Origin of the sequence: Catenulispora pinistramenti (assembly GCF_018274385.1) — a bacterium.
GTDB lineage: Bacteria > Actinomycetota > Actinomycetes > Streptomycetales > Catenulisporaceae > Catenulispora > Catenulispora pinistramenti.
Window position 1 is genome coordinate 1 of record NZ_JAAFYZ010000224.1, and the last position, 17,952, is coordinate 17,952.

Here is a 17,952-nt window from a genome sequence, read left to right on the forward strand (position 1 = left end):
GGAGGGCGCTGATGCGCTCCCAGGCGCGGTCGGTGACCATCGGGTCCTGATGGCCGGTGCGGCGCAGGCGTGTCAAGGTGCTGCTGCCGGGGACCGTGGCGGCGGGGTCGCGGCGTGGGGCGGGGACCCCCAGCAGAACTGCGCTGTGGACATCCTGGACGTCCGACAGTTCGGTCCGCGGCTGGATCTGGGGCACGTATCGCCCAACGCGGTCGAAACAGCAGACGTCACGCTTTCGGGTCGCTTGTCACCCATTGGAGGCAGACGAAAGCACCGCGTGGCATTACCCTGTCCGATGGTCGTCGGATGGTCCACTGGATGAGAGACCCCGAAGGGATACGTGGCGCTTATACGCCGAAAGGACTAGGCGGGGACTAGATCGGTACGGTTCGGCAACCTAAGACGTCGGGCTTTCGTCAAAATGTTGAGTGCGGGGAGCGATCGCGGGTAGCCGGGGGCTGCTCTGCAATCCGGGTACGACGACTCTCTCTTGGGGGGATCCGCAGGTGGGAACGAACGGACGCCATGCCGCCGAGGCTCGCAGGAGCTGGCCGGAAGGGGACCCGGTAGCGGTGGCGATGGTGGGCCTGCTCGATGTGGAGCTGCGCCGGCGCGGGTGCGCCTGGTCGATCGTGGAGGAGGGGCTGATCGAGGTCTACGGCCCGCACCGGGGCCGCTGGCCGCTGGCCGCCCTCAAGCGCCGGATGGAAGTGGCCGAGAAGGCCGACTGGCCGGAGATGGTCGAGGAACTGGTCCTCACCCGGGTCGACCCCTCGGGCTTCTACGCCAGCTCCGTCTCGCTCACCGGCGACCACGACTCGGAGTGGGCCTCGGTGCGCGGCCGGATCCGCGCCCGCCTGTTCGGCGGCGACGACGCCGACTCCGCCGCGCTGGCCGGCATAGAGCACCGGTTCTGCGCCGACGGCCTGGTCGAGGTGCTGGAGCTGGTGCCGCCCTCGCCGCTGCGCGACCCGCTGGGGGCCGGCGTGCGCTGGTACCGGCCCGAAGAGGGGCCGGTCGCGTACGGGGACCTGGCCCGGTGGAAGGTGACCGCCCGCGAGGCGTACCGGACCGCGCGGGAGAACGTGCGGCGCGAGGGCCTGCTGGAGACCCGGTCGCTGGAGGCCGAGGGCGTCAGCATCACCGTGGTGCGCGGCGGCACCGGCTACGCCCCGACCCACTCCTTCTGGCTGCCCGACTACGTGTCCGTGGACAGCAACGGCGCGCTGGTGGTGATACCGAACCGCGGACTGTTCGCGGCGCATCCGGTCCGCGGCCCGGAGGCGGTCCCGGCCGCCGAGGGCATGTTGCGGCTGGCCCGGCGGCAGTTCGAGACCGGGCCGGGCCCGGTCAGCGACCAGCTGTTCTGGTGGCGGGACGGGGTGCTCTACCGGCAGGGCTCACGCCGGGTCGAGGACGGCATCCGGTTCGTGCCGACGCAGGAGCTCGCGGACGTGCTCAGGGCGCTGGCGCGGTAGCGGTTCCCGATGCGGCGCCGGTGACGGCCGCCGATGGGACGGCCGTCGACGCGACGGCCGTTTCGGGCTCGGGCTCCAGGCCGGTCTCGGCCTCGGTGTCGTCGTCCTCTTCTTCGTACTCTTCGTCTTCTTCGTACTCGTCGTCGTACTCGTCCTCTTCGGCCGCCTCCGCGGCCTCACGGTCCCGGTGCTGGGCCTCCCGCCGGATGATCGTGATCCAGCCGCCGATCGCGATCACCCCGAACAGCCACCACTGGAACCAGTAGGACAGGTACGGCCCCTCGTCCAGCGACGGCGCGTCGACCGCCGTGATCTGCGATGAGTCGCCCGGCTTCATGCTGATCACTTCGGTGTAGCCGCCGCGCAACCGCAATCCGGTCGTGACGGCCAGCGAAGCGGTGTTGATCAGGCTGATCTGCCCGGTCGGCAGGCCGGCGGTGACGTCCCGGATCCCGGTGTTGCCCTTGGTCTCGGACTGCTGCAGGCGGCCGGTGACGGTGACCGTCCCGGCCGGTGCCGCCGGGATCGGCGGCGACTGCTGCTCGTCGGTGCTGACCGTGGGGACCCAACCCCGGTTGACCAGGACGGAGGTGCCGTCACCGAGCGTCAGGGGGGTGATCACGTAGAAGCCCGGGTTGCCGCCGTTCTGGTGGTTGCGGGCCAGGAACTGGTGCGCGGGATCGAAGGTCCCGACCAGGGTGAGCTGCTTCCACCGCTCGGACTTGGGGACCGCGGCGCCGACCGCGTCCGCGCCCTCGATCGGCACGGGCGAGGCGTTCATCGCGGTCTTGATGACCGCGTTCTCCGCGCTGCGCTCGTGGTAGCGGCTCCGCTGCCACATCCCCAAGCCGTAGAAGGAGGGGAGGAGGATCAGCCAGATCAGGACATGCAGGCGGATCCAGCGCCAGGAGAAGACGAACCGGTACCGAGACACAGCCTGACGCTACCCGACGCTGTTAAGTGCCCCGACGGCAGGTCGCGCTCAACTCTTGACCAGCCCGAAGACGATGCCCGCCACCACGACCGCGACCCCCGCGAGCTGCGCCGGCCCCGGCGTCCCGACCCCCAGCGCGGCGCTGGCCGCGCAGGCCGCGACCGGCACGGTGCCGATCAGCAGCCCGGCGCGCTGCGGCCCGAGTCCGCTGAGCGCGCGGTACCAGAGGAGGAAGGCGAAGACGGTCAGCGGGAGCGCGAGGTACAGGAGCGCGGCGGTCTCGGCGAGGGTCGGCACGCGCAGCATGCCGGTGCCGTCCGTGGCCAGCCCGGTGACCAGCAGGATCGGGACGGCGATCGCGGTGACGTGGGCCGAGACCCGCAGCTCGCCGAACTTCGGCAGCAGCGGCACCGCGAGCAGCGAGAACAGCGCTTCGCAGACGAGCGTCAGGACGGCGAAGACGATCCCCGCCGGGCTGCCGTGCCCGAACCCCTGCACCATCGCGCTGCCGGCGACCACCAGCACCGCGGCGCCGACCACCGGGCCGGGGCGCAGCCGCTTGCCGGTCCTGGCGACGAGCGGCCCGGCGACCGCCAGGACCAGCGGGGAGCAGGCGACGACGCTGCCCAGGGTGGCTGCGTCGGTGTGGCGGAGCGCGGCCAGCACGAAGACGTTGAACAGGACCAGGCCGGTCGCCGAGAGCAGAACCAGTTGGAGCCACTCCCGGGCGGTCGGACGGATGCGCGGGAGGTCGGCACGCCGGACGATGACCGCGAAGACCGCGGCCGCGAGGGTGTAGCGCAGGGCCTGGCCGCCGAGGACCGGGTAGCGGGTGAGGTGGACGCTGACCGCCGTCGAGGCTCCGAGGATGGACATGGCCAGGGTGCCTTGGAGGATGTGGCGGGTGGTGTGGCTGCGCTGGGTCCGGTGGCCGTGCTGGTTGCGCTGGTCGCTTTGGCCGCCCTGGTCGCGCCGGGCCGGGGCTTCGGCGGTGGTGCCGGCTGCGGCTGCGGGGACTGTGGCTCCGGGGGCTGTGGCTCCGGAAGCCTCGGCACTTCCGACTGCGTCGGTAGTCGTGGACATTCTGCGAGACTAGGATCCGATTGGTCCGCGAGTAAGAACCAATCAGTGCCATGAAAAGGGGACCAATCCGATGGCCGAGATCCTGGTGACCGTGGACCGCGCGGCCGGTCGCCTGGTCGAGCAGCTGGTCGTCGGCCTGCGCGACGGCATCCGGGCCGGGCGGATCGCCGGCGGGACCGTGCTGCCGCCGAGCCGCCAGCTGGCGGCCGAGCTGCGGCTGTCGCGGGGGATCGTGGTCGAGGCGTACCAACAGCTGGTGGCCGAGGGGTACGTGCTGAGCCGGACCGGGGCCGGGACGTGGGTCGCGAGCGGCCACGCGGTGGGGGAGGGGCGCGCGCTGACGCGTCCGGACCCGGCCGAGGCCGAGCCGGAGTTCGACCTGACGCCGGGGCGGCCGGACCTCGGGGCGTTCCCGCGTACCGCCTGGGTGGCGGCTCAGCGCCGGGTGCTCAGCGACCTGCCCCACGCAGGGCTCGGCTACGGCGACCCCGGCGGCGTCGCGCGCTTCCGCGAGGAGATCGCGGGCTACCTGCGGCGGGTGCGGGCCGCCGACGCCACGCCGGACCGCGTGGTCGCGATCAACGGCTCCGCGCACGGCCTGGCACTTGGCTTGCAGGCCCTGTACGAACTAGGACACCGGGTCCTGGCGGTCGAGGACCCCTCGGCGGACCGCCCGCGCCGGCTGCTCGCGGCGTCCGGGATGGCGCTGGTCGGCGTGCCGGTGGACGAGGCCGGGCTGGTGGTGTCCGAGCTTCGGCGCACGGACGCCACGGTGGTGTTCGCCGGCCCCGCGCACCAGTACCCGACCGGAGTGGTCCTGGCCCCGGCCCGCCGGGCGGAGCTGATCGCCTGGGCCCGCACCGTCGACGGAACGATCCTCGAGGACGACTACGACGCCGAGTTCCGCTACGACCGCGAGCCGGTCGGCTGTCTCCAGGGCATGGCCCCGGACCGGGTGCTGTACCTGGGCACGACCAGCAAGTCACTGGCCCCGGCCCTCCGCCTGGGCTGGGCCGTCGCCCCACCGCACCTGGCCGGCCGCCTCCGCGAGATCCGCCTGCACAGCGACCTCGGCGGCTCGGTCATCGACCACCTGGCCATGGCGCACCTGATCGGCACCGGAGCCTACGACCGCCACCTGCGCACCGTCCGCCGTCGCTACCGTGCCCGCCGCGACGCACTGGTGACGGCGCTGAGCGCGGAGCTGCCGCAGTGGAAGGTCCGCGGGGTGGCGGCCGGACTGCACGCGCTGGTGGACCTGCCCGACGGGAGCGACGAGGACGCGCTGACCGCCGCGGCCGAGGCGCACGGCGTACGGATCCAGCCCCTGGCGCCGCTGCGCTTCGCGCCCGGCCCGCCCGGCCTGGTGCTCGGCTACGCCGGTCTCGCGCCGGGACGCCTGACCGAGGCGGCGCGGCGGCTGGGGACGGCGGCACGCGAAGGCTGACGCCCCCCCGGGGGCTGCCGGGGACCTCCGGGGCCGCGAGGCGGCTCTCTCGGCGCGGAGCCGGCTTCAGCCCACCCCGACCGGCGTCGCGTGCCCCGGGTGCGGAGCGTGGTCGACATGGTCGGCGATGCCGTTCGCGCCGGCGGCGTTGGCGCAGTGCGCACAGCAGTAGAACTTGCCGTCGGCCTCCACGCCGTGCCCGACGATCCGGCACCGGCAGTGCTCGCACGTCGGCGCCATGCGGTGAATCGCGCACTCGAACGAGTCGAAGGTGTGCTTCACGCCTGCCGCGACGACGTCGAACGACATGTAGTAGTCGTTGCCACAAACTTCACACACGGCCATTTCCGACTCCCGGGTCTCTGTGGTGGGACGCGGCGGAGTCTCCCGCCGAGACCGGCACTACCCGGCGCGGCTGCGGGCTAGTCGATCGCTAGCCCATGTAGGCCACCACGGCACCGAGCGAGGTCGCGGAACCCTGACCTGCCCGTTACGGTTCCCGAGGCAGTATGTGCACGACCTCTATCTGCTCTCTGACGATCTGCGCCGTCAACATCTGCGGCTCGTTGACCTCGGTGGCCTTGTCGCTCTCGGGTGTCTCGGCGTACCTCGCCTCGGCCTCGCTCACGGTCTCGCCGACCAGCGGTTCCTCGGCCTGGGGCGGCGGCATCGGGACGCCCAACAACGGTTCCTCGGGGCCGCCCCCGAAGGACATGCCGCCCGCGCCATCGGCACCGCCGGTCTCAGCGCCGCCACCAGCGTTACCGGCACCACCGGCACCATCGCCACCAGCAGCGTCAGCTTCGGCCGCCGCCGGCTGCGCCCCGACCGCGGCATGTGCGCCACCCCGGCCGCCGCGCCATTCGGGCATGGTGATCGCGTACATCGCGCGGTCCTGCCACTGCCCGCCGACCAGGAAGCGGTCCAGCAGTACGCCTTCGGGGCGCATCTTCACGTGCTCCGCGACGCGCATGCCCGGAGTGTTGCGGGGGTCCACGGTGGTCTGGACGCGGTGCAGTTCCAGGCGGGAGAAGGCCAGTTCCAGCAGGAGTCGCGCGGTCTCGGTGCCGAGGCCTTCGGCCCAGCGGTCGGGGCGCAGGTAGACGCCTATCTCGCCCTGGCGGTGGGGGAAGCTGAGGATGTCCAGGGTGGCCGAGCCGATCAGCGTGTCGTATTGCTCGATCGCCAGGTAGAAGCTGCGGCGGGGCTGGAGTTGCGCCATGCGCGCGCTTTCGGACAGCCAGGCTCCGGCGGTGTCCGGGGTGGACAACGCCGGCCAGGGGGTGTGCGCGGCGACGCGGGGGTCGCCGCCGATGCGCTGCCAGGCCAGAAGGTCGTCGGGGCGGAACTCGCGCAGGGACAGGCGAGGACCCCTCGGGTACTCATGGAGCGGTGAAGGCACGGCAGAACGTTATGCGATCGTCGGGCCCGCGTCAGCCCGTCGGCCACAATGCCTGACTGGCATCAGGTTCCGGACAAGGCCCGTACTAAGCCGGGACACCTAGCGTGAGCATGGAGAATCCGAAGTAGTCGCGGTGGCCCCGCAGCCAGATGCTTCGCTTGCTGTCTAGTCGGTCACGCACCGCTTCGGCGTCCGGATGGTCCGGATTGGCCAGCAGCCACTCTTCCGCGTCGGCGGTTTCCAGCGATTCGTAGTCGTCCCACTCCGAGCGCGTTGAGCTCTCGATGCGGATCGGCCGGAATCCGGCCTCGACCGCGAGGTCGGCGATCTCCGCGAGCAGCGGGTAGCGATCGGCCGCGGTGCCGGGCCACATCGCGGCCAGCCGCTCCGGCGGCGGCACGCTCTCCCAGTGTTCGACGCCGAAGAACAACCGGCCGCCGGGATTCACCAGCGGCCGCAGCACCGCCAGCGACTGGGCCACGGTCTTGCCGAAGACCTGCCAGGCCCCGCAGTTGATCACCACGTCCGCGGGCCGCGTCTGGTAGTCGGCCCGGTCCTCGACGAACTCCACCCGGTCGGCGAGGCCGCGGGCCGCGGCGTTGGCCCGTCCACGGGCCAGGTCGCGCCCCGACATGTCCACCCCGAAGCCGCGCGCGGCCGGCGCCAGCGCCAGGATCCGCAACATCAGCTCGCCCCAGCCGCACGCGTAGTCCGCGACCGTGGCCGGTCCGGTCGCGGCCAGGTCCGCGGCGATCCGGTTCCCGCGCTCCTCGGTCATCGGCGAGTGGAACACCATGTGCGTGGCGCGCCCGACTATCTCCTCCGCTGTCATGGCGACCAAGGGTAGGCCGGAGGCGAATCGCAGGCTACTGATCCGCGAGCAGTGACCGGACCAGCGCCTCGGTCGAGCGGGCGAACAGCCGGTCGGCGTCCACCGGCGTGGCCAGCGCCTCGGCCAGATCGCCGTCCGCGGACGGCTCGGCCAGCCACAACTCCTCGGCCGAGGGATGCTGCTCCGGCGACCGGTCGGTGTGCCGCTCGACCAGGATGAAGCCGATCACGTGGTACTGGAGCGCCCGCACCGTCTCGGCGGCCCGCGTCCCGCGCAGCCCGGCCGCCGAGATCTCGGCCACCAGCGCGCGCTGCGAGGGCAGGAACATCGCCGGGGTCAGGCCGCGCTCGTTGACCAGCCCGATCAGGTGCGGATGCGCGCGCAGCACCCGGCGCAGCTCCAGCGCCAGCGACAACACGCGCGCGGTCGGCGTCGTCCCGCTCGCCGGCAGCGTGTCCAGCCCGTGCACCATCTCCTGCACCAGCTCGTCGAGCAGCGCCTCGCGGTTGCCGACGTGCCAGTAGATCGACGTGACCGCGACCCCCAATTCGGCCGCCAGTTTGCGCATCGACAACCCCGCGACGCCCTGCTGCTCGATCAGCCGGGTCGCGGCGTCCAACACGGCGCGCCGGGTCACCGCCGGCGCGCGCGGAGGTTTCGCCGATTCCTGAGTCACGGTCCCCATCCTCTCGCCCCCGATGGCTCTTTACCCTTCACGATCCCGGGTGTAACAGTGTTACAGAAGGCTGATGACGAGGAGTCAGACAGGAGTCAGACATGCCGAAAGTGCGTTACGGCCCACGCGACCTCGAGGCCGTCGCCGCCGCCCGAGAATCCGCCTCGAAGCTCCCCGACCTGTGGTCCACCGGCGTGCACGCCGTCTGGGAGACCGATCCCGACGCCCTGGCCCAGGTGCTGCCGCCGCCCCTGAAGCCCACCGCCAAGCCGTACGTGCGCGCCACGATCAACCAGGTCGACATCTTCGGATCCCCGTTGGGTGCCGCCGCGATATCGGTCGCCTGCGCGCACGGCACCGAAGAGGGCTGGTACAGCCTGGTCATGCCGATGACGACCGAGCGCTCGCTGATCGGCGGCCGCGAGGTGTTCGGCGAACCGAAGAAGCTGGCCGAGGTCGTCGTCGACCGGGACGGCGACCAGGTGGCCGGCACGGTCACCCGGCACGGCGTCACCTTCGCCGAGATCCGCGGCCGGATCGCCGGCGCCCTGGAACCCCCGGCGCCGTACGTCAAGGTCGACTGGTATCTCAAGTTCCTGCCGGCGGTGGACGGCTCCGGCTTCGACGCCGACCCGCTGCTCGTCCGCTGCGTCCGGAACGAGAAGACCAGAGCCTTGAACGCGGTCGAGGGCGAGGTCATCCTCCGCGAGTCCGCGCTCGACCCGATCGCCGACCTCCCGGTGCTCCGGCTGGTCGAGATCACCTTCGGCGAGAAGACCTCCGACCAGCGCGGCGAGGTCGTGGCCCGGCTGGATCCGAAGGAGATCCTGCCCTACGTGCACCAGCGCTACGACGACCCGGCGCAGGTCCATGACTCGGTGCTGATCAAAGACCCGGCGGAGGCCCCAGATGCTGACTGACCTGCCCGGCAAGACCGCCGTGGTCACCGGCGCGGCCAGTGGCATCGGTCTGGCGATGGCCCGGCTGTTCGCCGCCGAGGGCATGAACGTCGTGCTCGCCGACGTCGAGGAACCCGCACTGGACAAGGCGGTTGCCGAGGTGGCCGCGGGCGCGGTCCAGGGCGCGAAGGCCGTCGGCGTGGTCACCGACGTCTCCCTGCCCGACTCGGTGGAAGCCCTGGCCGACAAGGCTTTCGCCGCCTTCCCCAGCGTCGACGTCCTGTGCAACAACGCCGGCGTCGGCTCCGGCGCCGAGGGCCCGATGTGGCAGCACGAGCGCACCGACTGGCAGTGGGCCTTCGCGGTCAACGTCTGGGGCGTCTTCCACGGGATCCAGGCCTTCCTGCCGCGCATGATCGCCCAGAACACCCCCGGCCACGTCGTCAACACCAGTTCCCCGGACGGCGGGATCGCGCCGCTGCCCACGGCCAGCGTCTATGCCGTGACCAAAGCCTCGATCGTCACGATGACCGAGGCGCTGTACGCGCAACTGAAGCAGGCCGACTCCCAGATCGGCGCCTCGGTGCTCTTCCCCGGCCCGCACATGGTGCGCACCGGCCTGTGGGAGAGCTACCGCAACCGTCCCGAGCGCTACGCGAAGTCCAAGCCGCGCCAGAGCCCGTATCCCACCCTCGAAGGCTGGGAGCAGGCGATGAAGGACGCCGGGCTGGAAGCGAAGATGACCGAGCCCGAAGAGGTCGCGGCCCACGCCCTGGAAGGGATCCGGACCGGCTCCTTCTGGATCCTTCCGCGCGGCGGCTCCTCCGACGACATGATCCGGCGGCGCTCGGAATCGATGCTGGAGCGCGCGAACCCCGGATATCTCGAGAAGTTCATTCTGGATTGAGGAGGCGAAATCCCATGACAGAGTTCGACAACAGCCCCTACGTCGTCATCTCCTCCGACTGCCACGCCGGGCTGCCGACCGAGCAGTACCGGGCCTACATCGAGAGCGAGTACCACCCGGCCTTCGACGACTTCCTGGCCGAACAGGCGGCCCGCGTCGAGGCCGCGACCAAGCTCGGCGTCCGCAACCCCGAGTTCGCGCGCAGCTGGTTCGCCGAACACGAAGAGGGCCTGCGCGGCGGCTGGGATTCGGCGCAGCGGGACAAGGAACTCGACGCCGACGGCGTCACCGCCGAGGTCATCTTCCCGGACGCCGACGCCGTCGAGTCCACCACCGCCGCGCCCTTCGGTGTCGGCCTGACCTTCTCCGGCGGCCTGGACCAGGAGCTGGCGCTGGTCGGCGCCCGCGCGCACAACCGCTGGCTGGCCGAGCTGTGCTCGCACTCGCCGGAGCGGCGCCGCGGCATGGCCTTGGTCCCGATCACCGGCGACGTGGACGCCGCGGTCACCGAGATCCGCCGCGCCAAGGAGTCCGGGCTCGGCGGGGTGATGATCCCGGCGATGTGGGAGGACAAGGCGCCCTACCACGACCGCCGCTACGACCCGGTCTGGGCGGTCTGCCAAGAGCTCCAGATGCCGGTCGCGACCCACTCCGGCGTGGCGCCGCGCGACGAGTACGGCGACCACCTGGGCATCTACGTCTCCGAGGTGACGTGGTGGCCGGCCCGGCCGATCTGGTTCCTGATCTGGTCCGGCGTGTTCGAGCGCTTCCCCGGGTTGAAGTTCGGCGTCACCGAGGCCGGCTGCTGGTGGGCGCCGAACCTGCTGTGGTTCATGGACCGGCTGTTCCTCGGCGCGCACGCCGCCGCCAAGCTGACGCCGTTCGAGGAGGTGAAGCGGCCGCCGAGTGAGTACTTCGACCGCAACTGCTTCATCGGCGCGTCCAACACCAAGCGCCGCGAGCTGGCCCACCGGTACGAGATCGGCGTCGACAACATGTTGTGGGGCAACGACTTCCCGCATCCGGAGGGGACCTGGCCGAACACCCGGAAGTGGCTCAAGACCACCTTCCACGACATGCCGATCGAGGAGACCCGGCGGATGATCGGCCTGGCCGCCGCCGAGGTGTACGGGTTCGACGTCGACAAGCTCCGACCGGTCGCCGAGCGCGTCAACCTGCGGCCCGGCGATCTCGGGCAGACCGGTGAGGAGGAAGCCGGCTGGGCCGCCGCCCGCGAGGTCGGCCGGCACTGGCTGACCGGCCACGACTTCCCGGTCATCGGCTATGGGGCGACGCTCGGCGGCCACCGTACCGACGGCGTCGGACCGGAGGTGTCTTGATGACCGAGCCCTCTGAGGCCGCAGCGCGGTACACCGTCATCTCCGCCGACGGCCACGCCGGCGCGGACCTGCCGGACTACCGGCCGTACCTGGAGTCGAAGTACCACGAGGACTTCGACGCCTGGGCCGCGACGTATGTGAACCCGTACGAAGACCTCCTGCACGGCGACGCCGCCCGCAACTGGGACTCCGCGCGCCGCCTGGCCGACCTGGAACGCGACGGCATCGTCGCCGAAGTGCTGTTCCCCAACACGATCCCGCCGTTCTACCCGAGCATGTCGCTGGGCGCGCAGCAGCCGAGCGCCGAGGAGTACGAGCTCCGCTGGGCCGGCCTGCGCGCGCACAACCGCTGGATGGCCGACTTCTGCTCGCAGGCTCCCGGCCGCCGCGCCGGCACCTGCCAGGTCCTGCTCGGAAACATGGACGACGCGGTCGGCGAGGTCCGCTGGGCCCGGGAGCACGGCTTGTTCGGCGGGGTCCTGCTGCCCGGGACTCCGCCTGGGACGTCGGTCCCGCAGCTCTACTCCGACGTCTACGAACCCCTGTGGGCGGTCTGCGAAGAGCTCGACATGCCGATCAACCACCATGCCGGCTCGGCGTCCCCGGAGATCGGCCAGGAGCCGGCCTCCCGCGCGTGCTACATGGTGGAGATCACCTGGTTCGCGCACCGGGCGATGTGGCACCTGATCTACGGCGGCGCCTTCAAGCGGCACCCCGGCCTGAAGTTCGTGCTCACCGAGCAGGGCTCCGGCTGGGTGCCCGGCGTCCTGGAATTGCTCGACTACTACCACCGCGCGCTCGTGCGGCGGATGAGCTCGGCGATGGACGACGCCGGCGCGATCACCGCCGAGAGCCGGTTCGGCGCCGGGATCGCCGAGGCGGTGGGACTGGCCCCGAGGGAGTACTGGAAGCAGAACTTCTATCTCGGCGCCTCCTTCATGCGGCCCGACGAGGTGCCGCTGCGGCACGCCATCGGCCTGGAGAAGCTGATGTGGGGCGGCGACTACCCGCACGACGAGGGCACGTTCCCGTACTCGCGCGAGGCGCTGCGCAACTCCTTCGCGGGCCTGCCGCACGAGGAGATCACGGCGATCCTCGGCGGCAACGCGGCGCGGGTCTACGGGTTCGATCTGGCGGCGCTCGACGCGGTCGCCGAGGCGGTCGGCCCGACGGTCGGGGAGATCGACGAGCCGCTGGAACAGGTGCCCGCAGACGCCACCTCGCCGACCTTCGGCGCCGACCGGGTACTCCGGGTGTGGTGACGCCACGGGCCTGCGACCTGCGCCTGCTGTTCGCCATGGCTTAACCCGGAGCCGGACGGGCATACGTGATCACGTGGAACACGGCACCCGGCGCCCGGCGATCCGCCGACCTCACCCGGTCGGCGGATCGCTCCGCGTCCGGCGCGGTCCTTCATCGGCCGCTCAGGTCGCGGAGGTTCGCTGTTCGGACCGGAGCCGACGGCCCGGCGGCGGTCTTGATCTCGTGTTGACCTGTCCTCGTGCACAGTGGCAGGCGGACGCAGGACCAGGATCGCGGCCGGCTGACGGGTCGGAAGTGAGCGGAGGGTGACGCCGATGGAGATGCCCGAGGTGCCCGACCGGCGGTCGCGGGTCGCGCGGATGCGGCAGCGAGCGCAGAGCCGTAAGCGCGCGCGGGCCCGCCGGGCGGCGTTCGCCGCCGGGGCGGCCGGGATCCTGGTGATCGCCGGGATGCTCGGCGTCGCGTTCAGCAGGCCGCCGTCGGCCGGGGCGGCGACCGCCGAACACACCGCGGCCCCCGTCGTGACCCCGGTCGCGGCCAGCAGCTCTTCGACGTCGGCCTCGGCACAGGGCGTCAACGAGGCGGCCGCCGCGCCCCCGCACTCGCTCGCGCCGCCGCCCAGCACGACGGATGCCGCACCCGCCAGCGCCACCCCGGAACCCACTATCACCCAGACGCTGAGTTCCGCCGCCCCCGCGGCCGTCGCTCCCGGGTCCACGGTCGACTCGCCCGCCCAGCCCGACGGCTCGCCGAGCGGGACGCCGTTCGGCGGGACCGCCGTGGCAGGCGTCCTGTACAAGACGGACACCGGCGTCTCCAGCCACTTCTGCAGCGCCTCGGTCGTGCACAGCGCCGCCGGGAACCTGGTCATCACCGCCGCGCACTGCGTCTACAGCGACGGTCCCAAGTCGGACGTCGCTTTCGCGCCCGGCTTCCACGACGGCCAGATGCCCTACGGCTCCTGGGCGGTGACCAAGGTCGTCGTCTCGCAGAACTGGCAGGACAACAACGACCCTGACGAGGACGTGGCCTTCCTGCAGGTAGCGCCGTCTCCCTCCGGCGCCTCGCTGGAGTCGGTGACCGGCGCCGACCAGATCGCCTTCGACCAGGGCTTCGGGATGCCGGTGACGGTGCCGGCCTACCCGCAGGGCTCGGACACGCCGATAACGTGCACGGCGCCGGCGGTGAAGTTCAGCTCGACCCAGACCGAGTGGGACTGCCGCGGGTATCCGGACGGCACCTCGGGCGCGCCGTTCCTGACGAAGGTGGACTCCAGCGGGGAGAAGGGCACCGTCGTTGGCGTGATAGGCGGGTACGAACAGGGCGGGGATAGTCCGGACGTGTCCTACAGCGCCTATTTCGGCTCGGCCGTCCAGGCGTTGTATCAGAACGCGACATCATAATCGGGGCGTTTCGCCGGATTCCCACTCGTTGGGTGGGATACCATGCGACACACGCGTAACCGCCCCTAGATCGTGTTCGGTACGCTTTAGCCTCCCACCGATACGGCGGCCCCTTGGTGTGGCCGCCGACCCCACTCGTGGAAGGCTCGTCACCTTGATCTCCGGTTTCAAAAAGTTCCTGATGCGCGGCAACGTGGTCGACCTGGCGGTCGCCGTGGTCATGGGCGCGGCGTTCGGCGCGATCGTCAAGTCGCTGGTCAGCGACATCATCATGCCGCTGATCACGGCGATCTTCGGCAAGCAGGACTACACCAAGCTGAGCTTCACGATCAACAAGTCCTCGTTCGCCTACGGCGACCTGCTCACCAACGTGATCAGCTTCGTCTCCATCGCGGCCGCGGTGTACTTCCTGATCGTCATGCCGCTGAACCACCTCAACGACCGGCGCAAGGCCCGGCTGGGCATCCCGGAGCAGGCCACGGCCACCGAGAAGGAGCTGCTGGCGGAGATCCGCGACCTGCTGGCCTCGCAGCGCGACAGCAACTGAGGGCTCACGGGCCGCGGGAACCACGCGGCCCCGGCTCGGCGGCACCGGGTCGGTCCGGGGCCCGGTTCGGGCCGGTCACCTCGATCTGCCACACTCCCCGGCATGACCGCACAAGCTCAGCTGAAGTCGACTGTGAAGTCCGCCGTGAGGCACATAGCCCCCGGAAGCTGGCGCCGGCACCCCGGCGTCCGGACCGGCGAGCAACTCACCCGGGGCGAGCGGGCCGCCGACGCCATGCGCAACAGCATGGGGTCGTGGATGTTCGTCTTCGTGTCGGTGTGCTTCCTGATCGTCTGGATGACGGCCAACGTCGTGTTGGACAAGTCGACCGGCCACACTTTCGACGCGTATCCGTTCATCCTGCTCAACCTGGTGCTCTCGTGCGTGGCGGCGTTGCAGGGGGCGATCCTGCTGATCGCCGCCAAGCGGTCCGACCAGGTGGCCAGCGAGCTGGCGCAGCACGACTACGAGGAGGACTGCCAGTCCCGGGAGATGCTGCAGGTGCTCACCGAGGAGTTCGCGGCGCTGCGCAGCCAGCACGCCGAGCAGAGCCGGCAGCTGGCCGAGCTGATCGCGCGGCTGCCGCAGCAGCAGTAGCCGCGCCGGCGGTGGCGGATCAGAGGCGGCGGGTCAGGGCCGGCTGGCCGGGGTGGCGGATCAGGGGTGCGGCAGCAGCGCCGGGCAGCCCTGCGTCTTGTACCGGGCCTGGTACTCGAAGTGCCAGGTCTCGTCGGCGAAGCGGCGGCACAGGCCGTACTTGCCGGCGGTGGACTCCAGCCAGGCCGCGGCCGGGGGCGGGGCGATGTCCATGGCGTAGCCCTTCACGTGTGCCGACTCCTCCGGCGGCAGGGCCCAGGTGCGCGCGGCCTGCGCCGAGCCCAGCTGCTTGACGTAGCAGTCGAAGATGCGCTTCTGGTAGGCCGCTGAGCGGTAGCCGGAGTTGAGGACGAAGCTCAACCCGTTGGCCTCGGCGGCCTTTTTGGCGTTCAGGAACGCCTGCTGGGTGCCGTCGGTCATGCCGCTGAACATCACCGCCCGGTCAGCGGCGGTGTCGTGGCTCGTGTTCTCGCAGGCGCCGCCGGTCTCGTCGGTCGGCGTCGCCGACGTGGAGCTTTTGCTCGGTGTCGGGGTGCTGGGCTTCGTCGGCGTCGAGGGCGTGGTGGCCTCCGAGGCCGGCGGCGGTGTGGTCGGCGCCGTGGTGCTCTGCTGCGAGGTCGCCGGGGGTATCGGGCTCTGCGTGGACGGGTCCGTGGCGGCGACGTTCTGCGCGGTGGTGTTCGACGTGTGGTGCGAGCCGCCGGCGATGGCCGCGGCGCCGCCGGCCAGAGCCAGCGCGACGACCGTCACACCGCCGACGACGAGCCAGCGCTTGGAGCGGCGCTCGGGTTCGTCCGGGCCGGAGCCGTACCGCTCGGGCCGGTGCCAGCGGCCGTCACCGAAGGCGTCGACGCCCTCGTCGGCCTCCGCCTCGGCCGCCGCTTCCGCCGCGGCCCGGCCGATGTCCTCGCCCGGCTGCTGCGGCGTCTGATCGCGCTGTTCCATGTATGAGTAGACGTGAAGAGGGCCGCTTTCGTTGCTGCGCGCGGGGTTTCGGTTGGATCACGACCGCCGACCGATCACGACCGCCGACCGGATCACGACCGCCAGCGCGAGGCCGCCTGCACCCGGCAGCGCACACCGAGTTTCACGTAGGCGTGCTCCAGGTGCTTGTCCACGGTGCGCGGGCTGATCCCCAGCCGGGTGGCGATCTGCCGGTCGGTCAGCCCTCGGCACAGCAGGTCGAGTACGTCGGCTTCGCGCGGCGACACCTTCGCCCGCCGGGGCAGCGGGCCGCCGAACCGGGCCAGCGCGCGGCCGATGCGGGGCCGCAGCGATTCGGCGACCGCCACGTCCTGCGGTGCGAAGTCGGGAGCGGAGCGGTTGAAGAGCACGACGACGCGTCGTTGCTCGTCCGGCTGTACCGCCATGATCAGCTGACGTCGGGCGCCCATCGGCGCGAACACGGATTGGAACAGCGGTAGCCGGTGGAACTCGGCGTCCGTGTGCAGATCCGAGCGCCGGGTCGCGGTCCCGGCGCCATGCCAGGCCTCGGTCAGCAGCGGGTCCTCGGCGTGCGGGTCCAGGGCCGCGGCCTGCTCGGTGCCGATCGACCCGGCCGGCTCGGCCCGCCAGGCCGCCGGGTGCCACCGGTCGGAGGTCAGCCACAGCACGGTGTCGGCCGGGACGGCGCGGCGCAGCACCGGCAGCAGCCGGTCCACCAGCTCGGCCTCCTCCATCCCGCCTAACAGGACGTCCGCCACGGCCAGGATCCGGCGCAGCCCGATCTCGCCGGGCGTGGGGACGGGATGCGGGTGGCTTATCAGCGGGACCTGGGACGGCATGCGGATCACCTGCGATCGCGACGTGAACGGGGATCGGCGATGGTGGCGCTGGGTGAAGGCGCGACGGCGGAGGGTGGACAGCAAGAATGCTAGCGAGCCGATCCGTGGACGGGAACAAGCAGCGCGAGTGAGAAGCTGGGAAGGTAGGACGGGATCTTCCCGGGGGTTCGGCGAGAGAGGGTCGCAGATGCTGGTCGACACGTTCGGCAGGACGGCGACGGACTTGCGCGTTTCCCTGACCGACCGCTGCAATCTGCGCTGCACCTACTGCATGCCGGCCGAGGGGCTGCCGTGGCTGCCGAAGGCGGAGCTGCTGACCGACGAGGAGATCCTGCGGCTGATCCGCATCGCGGTCCGGCTGCTCGGCGTCGACGAGGTGCGGTTCACCGGCGGCGAGCCGCTGGTCCGGCCGGGCATCGCCGGCCTGGTGCGGCAGGTGGCCGAGCTGGAGCCGCGGCCCCGGATCTCGCTGACCACCAACGCGCTCGCCCTGGCGCGTCTGGCGCCGACGCTGAAGGACGCCGGTCTGGACCGGGTCAACGTTTCGCTGGACACCCTGGACCCGGAGGTCTTCCGGGACCTGACCCGGCGCGACCGGTTCGCGGACGTGGTCGCCGGGCTGGAGGCGGCGGCGCAGGCCGGGCTGACCCCGGTCAAGGTGAACAGCGTGCTGATGCGCGGGGTCAACGACGCCGAGGCCCCGGCCCTGCTCAGGTGGTGTCTGGAGCGCGGGTACGAGCTGCGGTTCATCGAGCAGATGCCGCTGGACGCGCAGCACGGCTGGGACCGGGCCGAGATGGTCACGGCCGATGAGATCCTGGCCGCGCTGGAGCGCGAGTTCACGCTGACCCCCGAGGGCGGGGCGGTGCGCGGCGCGGCGCCGGCCGAGACCTGGCTGGTGGACGGCGGGCCGGGCCGGGTCGGGGTGATCGCCAGCGTGACCCGGCCGTTCTGCGGTGCCTGCGACCGGGTGCGGCTGACGGCCGACGGGCAGGTGCGGACCTGCTTGTTCGCCCGCGAGGAGTCGGATCTGCGCGGCGCGATGCGCGAGGGCGCGAGCGATGAGGAACTGGCCGAGCGCTGGCGCGTCGCGATGCTGGGCAAGAAGCGCGCGGCCGGGATCGGGGAGCCGGGGTTCGTGCAGCCCGAGCGGCCGATGTCGGCGATCGGCGGCTAGACGGCTGATTCCGTCAGGTGCCGTCCTGCTACCGACCACCTCTTGGAATCAGCCGTCTAGAACGCTAATGAAGATCTTGTGATGGGGGGCCGTCCTCGTGTGGGGCGGCTCCCTCGATCATGTGGTGGTGCTCAGTGCCCAGGTGCCGCTGGTGTGGTGGAGGCCGAGGTTGACCAGTCGGCG

Annotated in this window: 19 protein-coding genes; 10 read left to right on the forward strand and 9 right to left on the reverse strand. The window is 71.4% G+C overall.

Translation table 11 applies throughout. The features are described 5' to 3' along the window. On the reverse strand, nt 1-196 hold a 196-nt coding region (locus KGQ19_RS39640), incomplete at its 3' end, for a hypothetical protein (RefSeq protein ID WP_212019091.1). A 310-nt stretch (nt 197-506) separates the two neighbouring features. Here KGQ19_RS39640 and KGQ19_RS39645 point away from each other — a divergent pair. After that, nucleotides 507-1,478, forward strand: a complete 972-nt coding sequence (locus tag KGQ19_RS39645) for a hypothetical protein (RefSeq protein WP_212019093.1) — start codon at nt 507-509, stop codon at nt 1,476-1,478. Here KGQ19_RS39645 and KGQ19_RS39650 read toward each other — a convergent pair. After that, nucleotides 1,459-2,412 carry an SURF1 family cytochrome oxidase biogenesis protein gene (locus tag KGQ19_RS39650; protein ID WP_212019095.1) on the reverse strand — a complete coding sequence of 318 codons (954 nt, stop codon included), beginning with the start codon at nt 2,410-2,412 and terminating at the stop codon, nt 1,459-1,461. The genes KGQ19_RS39645 and KGQ19_RS39650 overlap by 20 nt on opposite strands. 48 nt (nt 2,413-2,460) lie before the next feature. Further along, nucleotides 2,461-3,495 (reverse strand): DMT family transporter, encoded by a 1,035-nt coding sequence (locus KGQ19_RS39655; RefSeq protein ID WP_212019097.1) that lies wholly within the window; start codon nt 3,493-3,495, stop codon nt 2,461-2,463. 70 nt (nt 3,496-3,565) lie between these two features. On the opposite strand from KGQ19_RS39655, the gene pdxR reads away from it, so the two are divergent. Next, complete coding sequence (gene pdxR / locus KGQ19_RS39660; protein WP_212019099.1) at nt 3,566-4,942, forward strand: MocR-like pyridoxine biosynthesis transcription factor PdxR; 1,377 nt, start codon at nt 3,566-3,568, stop codon at nt 4,940-4,942. Nucleotides 4,943-5,008: 66 nt separating this feature from the next. Here the strand turns inward: pdxR and KGQ19_RS39665 are convergent, their stop codons facing one another. From KGQ19_RS39665 to KGQ19_RS39680, 4 genes are all read right to left on the reverse strand, one after another. Further along, nucleotides 5,009-5,287 (reverse strand): metallothionein, encoded by a 279-nt coding sequence (locus KGQ19_RS39665; protein WP_212019101.1) that lies wholly within the window; start codon nt 5,285-5,287, stop codon nt 5,009-5,011. Between the two features lie 145 nt (nt 5,288-5,432). After that, a complete protein-coding gene (locus KGQ19_RS39670; protein ID WP_212019103.1) occupies nt 5,433-6,344 on the reverse strand; it encodes a GNAT family N-acetyltransferase in 912 nt (303 codons plus the stop codon). Between the two features lie 85 nt (nt 6,345-6,429). Next, nucleotides 6,430-7,176 (reverse strand): SAM-dependent methyltransferase, encoded by a 747-nt coding sequence (locus tag KGQ19_RS39675; protein ID WP_212019105.1) that lies wholly within the window; start codon nt 7,174-7,176, stop codon nt 6,430-6,432. Nucleotides 7,177-7,210: 34 nt separating this feature from the next. After that, nucleotides 7,211-7,852, reverse strand: coding sequence for a TetR/AcrR family transcriptional regulator (locus KGQ19_RS39680; protein WP_212019107.1), 642 nt, complete (start codon nt 7,850-7,852; stop codon nt 7,211-7,213). Nucleotides 7,853-7,953: 101 nt separating this feature from the next. Here KGQ19_RS39680 and KGQ19_RS39685 point away from each other — a divergent pair, with 101 nt between their 5' ends. The 7 genes from KGQ19_RS39685 (at nt 7,954) to KGQ19_RS39715 (ending at nt 14,808) form a co-directional block, all read left to right on the forward strand. Next, entirely contained in the window at nt 7,954-8,772 is an 819-nt protein-coding gene (locus KGQ19_RS39685) for an acetoacetate decarboxylase family protein (RefSeq protein ID WP_212019109.1), read from the forward strand. After that, on the forward strand, nt 8,762-9,658 hold the full coding sequence (locus KGQ19_RS39690; protein WP_212019111.1) for an SDR family NAD(P)-dependent oxidoreductase: 897 nt from the start codon (nt 8,762-8,764) through the stop codon (nt 9,656-9,658). The genes KGQ19_RS39685 and KGQ19_RS39690 overlap by 11 nt, the downstream gene beginning before the upstream one ends. 14 nt (nt 9,659-9,672) lie before the next feature. Next, nucleotides 9,673-10,998: an amidohydrolase family protein gene (locus tag KGQ19_RS39695; RefSeq protein WP_212019113.1), complete on the forward strand. Its 1,326-nt coding sequence runs from the start codon at nt 9,673-9,675 to the stop codon at nt 10,996-10,998. Further along, the gene (locus tag KGQ19_RS39700; RefSeq protein WP_212019115.1) at nt 10,998-12,260 is read left to right on the forward strand and encodes an amidohydrolase family protein; all 1,263 of its coding nucleotides are present in this window, start codon (nt 10,998-11,000) and stop codon (nt 12,258-12,260) included. The genes KGQ19_RS39695 and KGQ19_RS39700 overlap by 1 nt, the downstream gene beginning before the upstream one ends. Before the next feature lie 315 nt (nt 12,261-12,575). Further along, nucleotides 12,576-13,664 carry a trypsin-like serine peptidase gene (locus KGQ19_RS39705; protein WP_212019117.1) on the forward strand — a complete coding sequence of 363 codons (1,089 nt, stop codon included), beginning with the start codon at nt 12,576-12,578 and terminating at the stop codon, nt 13,662-13,664. A 118-nt stretch (nt 13,665-13,782) separates the two neighbouring features. Further along, a complete protein-coding gene (gene mscL, locus KGQ19_RS39710; RefSeq protein WP_307856654.1) occupies nt 13,783-14,211 on the forward strand; it encodes a large conductance mechanosensitive channel protein MscL in 429 nt (142 codons plus the stop codon). Nucleotides 14,212-14,313: 102 nt separating this feature from the next. Beyond that, a complete protein-coding gene (locus KGQ19_RS39715) occupies nt 14,314-14,808 on the forward strand; it encodes a DUF1003 domain-containing protein (RefSeq protein WP_212019121.1) in 495 nt (164 codons plus the stop codon). Nucleotides 14,809-14,868: 60 nt separating this feature from the next. Here KGQ19_RS39715 and KGQ19_RS39720 read toward each other — a convergent pair whose 3' ends face one another. After that, nucleotides 14,869-15,753 carry a D-alanyl-D-alanine carboxypeptidase family protein gene (locus KGQ19_RS39720; RefSeq protein ID WP_212019123.1) on the reverse strand — a complete coding sequence of 295 codons (885 nt, stop codon included), beginning with the start codon at nt 15,751-15,753 and terminating at the stop codon, nt 14,869-14,871. Nucleotides 15,754-15,845: 92 nt separating this feature from the next. Further along, entirely contained in the window at nt 15,846-16,592 is a 747-nt protein-coding gene (locus KGQ19_RS39725; protein ID WP_212019125.1) for a helix-turn-helix transcriptional regulator, read from the reverse strand. A gap of 187 nt (nt 16,593-16,779) precedes the next feature. On the opposite strand from KGQ19_RS39725, the gene moaA reads away from it, so the two are divergent. Further along, nucleotides 16,780-17,769, forward strand: coding sequence for a GTP 3',8-cyclase MoaA (moaA, locus tag KGQ19_RS39730; protein WP_212019127.1), 990 nt, complete (start codon nt 16,780-16,782; stop codon nt 17,767-17,769). Nucleotides 17,770-17,952: the final 183 nt, after the last annotated feature.

What these genes read in the sequence shown, in the direction of transcription:
- KGQ19_RS39685 (WP_212019109.1), top strand. Translation starts at nt 7,954, where the DNA reads ATGCCGAAAGTGCGTTACGGCCCACGCGACCTCGAGGCCGTCGCCGCC.
- moaA (WP_212019127.1), top strand. Translation starts at nt 16,780, where the DNA reads ATGCTGGTCGACACGTTCGGCAGGACGGCGACGGACTTGCGCGTTTCC.
- KGQ19_RS39700 (WP_212019115.1), top strand. Translation starts at nt 10,998, where the DNA reads ATGACCGAGCCCTCTGAGGCCGCAGCGCGGTACACCGTCATCTCCGCC.
- KGQ19_RS39695 (WP_212019113.1), top strand. Translation starts at nt 9,673, where the DNA reads ATGACAGAGTTCGACAACAGCCCCTACGTCGTCATCTCCTCCGACTGC.
- KGQ19_RS39675 (WP_212019105.1), bottom strand. Translation starts at nt 7,176, where the DNA reads ATGACAGCGGAGGAGATAGTCGGGCGCGCCACGCACATGGTGTTCCAC.
- KGQ19_RS39705 (WP_212019117.1), top strand. Translation starts at nt 12,576, where the DNA reads ATGGAGATGCCCGAGGTGCCCGACCGGCGGTCGCGGGTCGCGCGGATG.
- KGQ19_RS39690 (WP_212019111.1), top strand. Translation starts at nt 8,762, where the DNA reads ATGCTGACTGACCTGCCCGGCAAGACCGCCGTGGTCACCGGCGCGGCC.
- KGQ19_RS39715 (WP_212019121.1), top strand. Translation starts at nt 14,314, where the DNA reads ATGACCGCACAAGCTCAGCTGAAGTCGACTGTGAAGTCCGCCGTGAGG.
- KGQ19_RS39665 (WP_212019101.1), bottom strand. Translation starts at nt 5,287, where the DNA reads ATGGCCGTGTGTGAAGTTTGTGGCAACGACTACTACATGTCGTTCGAC.
- KGQ19_RS39725 (WP_212019125.1), bottom strand. Translation starts at nt 16,592, where the DNA reads ATGCCGTCCCAGGTCCCGCTGATAAGCCACCCGCATCCCGTCCCCACG.
- KGQ19_RS39655 (WP_212019097.1), bottom strand. Translation starts at nt 3,495, where the DNA reads ATGTCCACGACTACCGACGCAGTCGGAAGTGCCGAGGCTTCCGGAGCC.
- pdxR (WP_212019099.1), top strand. Translation starts at nt 3,566, where the DNA reads ATGGCCGAGATCCTGGTGACCGTGGACCGCGCGGCCGGTCGCCTGGTC.
- KGQ19_RS39720 (WP_212019123.1), bottom strand. Translation starts at nt 15,753, where the DNA reads ATGGAACAGCGCGATCAGACGCCGCAGCAGCCGGGCGAGGACATCGGC.